This window comes from Roseivirga sp. UBA1976 (assembly GCF_002336325.1).
GTDB lineage: Bacteria > Bacteroidota > Bacteroidia > Cytophagales > Cyclobacteriaceae > Roseivirga > Roseivirga thermotolerans.
The window spans coordinates 2,451-6,912 of sequence record NZ_DDDQ01000178.1; the positions used below are offsets into that span (position 1 = coordinate 2,451).

The 4,462-nt window shown below is 41.3% G+C and carries 3 protein-coding genes; all 3 read right to left on the minus strand.

Going from position 1 to position 4,462, the window contains the following annotated elements; translation table 11 throughout:
* Window positions 1-358 (minus strand): ABC transporter permease (locus tag B3763_RS18495; RefSeq protein ID WP_286748336.1); only part of this gene is annotated, 358 nt, incomplete at its 3' end.
* 82 nt (window positions 359-440) lie between these two features.
* A complete protein-coding gene (locus B3763_RS18500) occupies window positions 441-2,807 on the minus strand; it encodes an ABC transporter permease (protein WP_286748337.1) in 2,367 nt (788 codons plus the stop codon).
* Window positions 2,808-3,028: 221 nt separating this feature from the next.
* On the minus strand, window positions 3,029-4,462 hold a 1,434-nt coding region (locus tag B3763_RS18505; RefSeq protein WP_286748338.1), incomplete at its 5' end, for an ABC transporter permease.

Below are 4,462 nucleotides of genomic sequence, written 5' to 3' on the forward strand. Positions count from 1 at the left end.
CTGTATAAAACGAGCCATATTCTTGCACCCATTCCTCATTTTTCTGAACCACAATAGTGGCAGAAGAAAACCTCGTAAAGTCTACTATTTCCGGTATGCGCTGGGTATACTCGAAGGCTTCTACCCTGTTAGTGGCCCCCATGGTATCTTTATTACCGAACCAGTCGATCACAGAGTTTATTCGGTAAATACGGTTGGCCTTTGATTGAAATCTATCGTAAGTCAATTCATCTTTCACATAGAGAAAAATGAGCAGGCAGCAACAAATGCCCACAGCCAGGCCAAAAATGTTTATGAAAGAGTAACCTTTGTGCTTACTGAGGTTTCTGATAGCGATTTTCAGGTAGTTTTTTAGCATAACTCGTTCATTATTTAAGGTTCATAGCTCATGGTTAGATGCCCCAACTTGGAACTTAAAACATGGAACTTTGAACTGGTTTTTATTCATTTCTAAGTACTTCAGCCGGGTTTTTTCTCACACTATTCACTCCCTGAAGGGTAAGCATGGCTATAGCCAACAGCAGTACAACACCAGAGGATAGAACAAAGTAAAGATTGGTTGAATTAATGCGATATGGGAAGCCCTCGAGCCAGCCTTTAATCAGATATTGCGTTACCGGAACGGCAATAACCATGGCCAATGCAATAAGCAATACAAAGCGTAGATTTAGGTTCTTTAACAAATCCCATAAGCCGGCTCCCAGCACCTTGCGGATACACAGCTCTTTCTCCCGAATCTGACTCTCGAAGACCGCCAGAGCAAAAAGCCCGAGTCCGGCAACAGTAATCAGCATAATGGTCAATCCATTGAAAATAGAAATCAGAGCTTCTTCACTTTTGAAAGCATCATCAAAGTAGTTTTCTATGATATCATAACCCATTGGTTCACTCGCTCCTAAATCCTTCCAAACAGATTCTGCATAGGCGATAACCTTCTCCTGATCTCCAGCCTTATACCTCAGCAAAGTATTAAATACCTGATCAGGCTTATAACTTATCATCAATGGCTTTATTTTAGACTTGGTAGCACTAATATGAAAGTCTTTAACCACTCCCACAATCCTTAAATCTGTACCTTTAATTTTCTCTCCAATGGCTTCTTTCGGGGAGAATCCGAGAGCCTCTACTGCAGTTTTATTAATTATCACACCATTATTCAAACTAGCTTCCGGAAGGGATGAAAAGGTATCACCAGCCAACAGCTCAAGTCCTGCTATTTCTAGAAAGTTCTTTTCCGCATTCCCAATTGTAAAAATTTCGTTTCTTCTGTTTTCTCCTTCGCCAAGCTCTATAATCATTACGCTGCTCGTCTTGGGAATTGGTCCTGCAGAAACCATTTCAATTGCTGTAGATCTGGCTAGCTCATTTCGAAATACCTCTCGGTTATTATACATCCCACCTGTCCTCATTTCAATACTGAGAATGTTTTGAGAATTATACCCTAAATCCATATTGATCATGTGATGGGCCTGAAAACGAACGATTAGTGCGCTCGCCAATACTCCAGTGCAAATGGTAAATTGAATAACAATCAAGGCTTTTCTCACTATCGATCCCTTTGAGTTAGGGAGGTTACCCTTAAGAATTCTGGAAAGATGAAACCGACTACCCATCAGTGCTGGGTATAAGCCAGAAATGACAACTACTAGAAGAAGAGCTCCAATGAGAAGTGCTAAAGCAGAAGGGTCTGAAACAATATCTAATGAAAGTCTTTTATCAATTAGCTCATTAAATCCGGGCAAAACGAGTTCAATGCCTATAATTGCCACTGTGAGAGCCAATAGTGCAACGAAAAAAGTTTCTCCTAATTGATTGGCAACCAATCTGCTTCTGGAAGCACCAACAACCTTTCTGATGGCAAAATCCTTGGCCCTGGCAAACGACCTGGAAGTTGTGAGGTTGATGTAATTGAATGAAGCTACCAACAACATAAGGGTTCCAACCACACTGAAGATTACGATGTATTTTTCCTGACCACCAAACATTCCTCCTATTGGTCTGGAGGTTTCCCCAGATAGGTAAAGCTCACTGAATTTGCCAAACGAAAAAGTTAATGCCACATCATCTCCAGTATTTTTTCTCATAATTTCACTGGCCTCTTCTTCGAGTTTTTCCAGGTCATACCCTTCTTCAACCAATAGATATTGCACCCCCATACCAAAGCGCCAATTACCTTCGATATTCACATAATGACCCTTAGTAAAATCGATTGGAATAAGGAGGTCAAACTGAAGATGTGAGTTTCCCGGTATTGGCTTAAGTACTCCAGTGACACGGTAATTTCCATGATTCTCAATTTCGATGATTTCGCCCATTGGGTTTTCATTTCTAAAATGCCTTTCAGCTAATTCATGAGAAATAACGACTCCATCGGGCACAGAAAGTGCTTTTTGAGGATCGCCAATCGCTAAATCAAAATCAAATATTTTGAACAAAGAGCCGGTGGTGTTATGTAGCAGTTTTGTATCAAACTCCTCTCCCTTCACAGTATACTTTGCAATCTGTGAATAGCTTATGTTAACAGCCTCCTTAACGCCTGGACTTTCTTTAACCAAAGCCTCTCCCAAGGGAAAAGCAGGCTGCAGAGTCATAGAACCGGTTGGGGTTTCGAGAGTTCTTTGCGGCTTATAGATATTCTCTGCATTCTTATGCCACTTATCGTGGGTCAACTCATCTTTTACATAGAGCGAAGTGAGCAGAAAACAGAAAATACCTAAACCAAGCCCAAGAATGTTGAGCAGTGCATAGTACCGCTCTCTTTTCAACGACTTGATGCCACTTTTAAGGAATTGTGTAAGTTTATTCATTACTTCCGCTGTTAGTTTTCATTAATGTATTTTCCAATTATTCCTCAGTACATGGGGTGTTTAAAGTTTTAAGTTTCATGTTCCATGATGCTTCAACTTTGCACTTTAAACTTTGAACCCCTAACCCCTAAAGGGGCAGCACCACATCAGCTCTATGCTCCTGTGATCAAGCCAATTTCAGGCTCAAACTATGAACTATGAACTTGAAACCATAAACCAAACTACTCATACCTCAAAGCCTTAATAGGGTTAGAAATAGCCGCTTTAATAGACTGGTAGGACACAGTAATTAAAGCCACCATAACGGTTGCCAGACCTGAAATGGCAAAGAAATACCAGCCGATATCAATTCTATAGGCAAATCCATTCAGCCATTTATCCATGAAATAGTAAGCCAAAGGCCAGCCTATAACATTGGCGATTAAAACAATCTTGAGGTATTCCTGTGAAAGAAGCATAACAATCTTGCTCACATCTGCTCCCAATACTTTTCTTATACCAATTTCTTTAGTGCGCTTTTCAGCCAGATATGAAGCCAGCCCAAACAGCCCCAAACAGCCTATTACAATGGCTAGAGAAGTAAAAGACAATACTATTTCCCCCAGCTGTTTATCCTTCTCATACAGTGATCGCACAGAATCATCTACAAACTTCAGGTCGAAGGGGCGGTGTGGTACAAGCTCAGACCAAACCTCGGCCATTTCTGCTTTTACCTGCTCTATACGCTCCATGTTTACACGGGCATACATAAGGCTCTTAAATCGTTGAGGCCCGGTAAAAACAGCTAGTGGCTCTATTTTCTGATGTAAGCTGGCGAGGTGAAAATCTTCGACCACCCCTACTATGGTGCCCATCATGCTTTCATCAAGTCCAAACTTCTTACCTATAGCATTTTCCGGAGTCAGTCCCAGGGCATCTATACCCGTTTTATTGACCAGGTAGTATACGGTAGAATCCCAATCAGACCTGGACTGAAATGATTCACCACTCAAAAGCTTTAGACCAAAAGTTTCTAAAAAGTCAAGGTCACCATTCATGCCTCTAAAGGAAACCTGAAAATCGGCTGGTCTGCCTTCGAGTACAGCACCCCATCCGGAAACCACATTGGTAATAAGGTTATTAGAGCCCGATACATTTTCTACTCCTGTAATGGCTTTAAAACCATTTTTAAGCGAATTGTAGGCATTGCGCGCAGGAGTATCGGAAAGCTGCATGTAAACCAACTGACTCTGGTCGTAGCCTATCTCTTTGCTCTGAACAAATTGAAGTTGATTATAGATAATCAATGTTCCTGTGATGAGAAACACACTGACGCAAAACTGAATAGTGACCAGCACCCTTCTAAAGGTATTGCCCCCTTTCTGGCTGAAAGTGCTTTTCAATACTTTGGAAGGCTGAAACGAAGAGAGAAAACTGGCCGGGTAACTTCCTGAAATAAGGCTAACTAACAGAACAATAGCCAAAAGACTTGGAATGAAGTAATTATCGCCTAGTAAATCAATACTCAGACTGGTGCCCGCCATGGTGTTGAAAAAAGGCAAGAGTAACTCGGCCATTACCACACCAATAATCACGGCAAAAAGGGTAATCAGAAAGGTTTCGCCATAAAACTGCCAAATAAGTTGGGCTCTATAGGCACCCAAAACTTTTCTTAC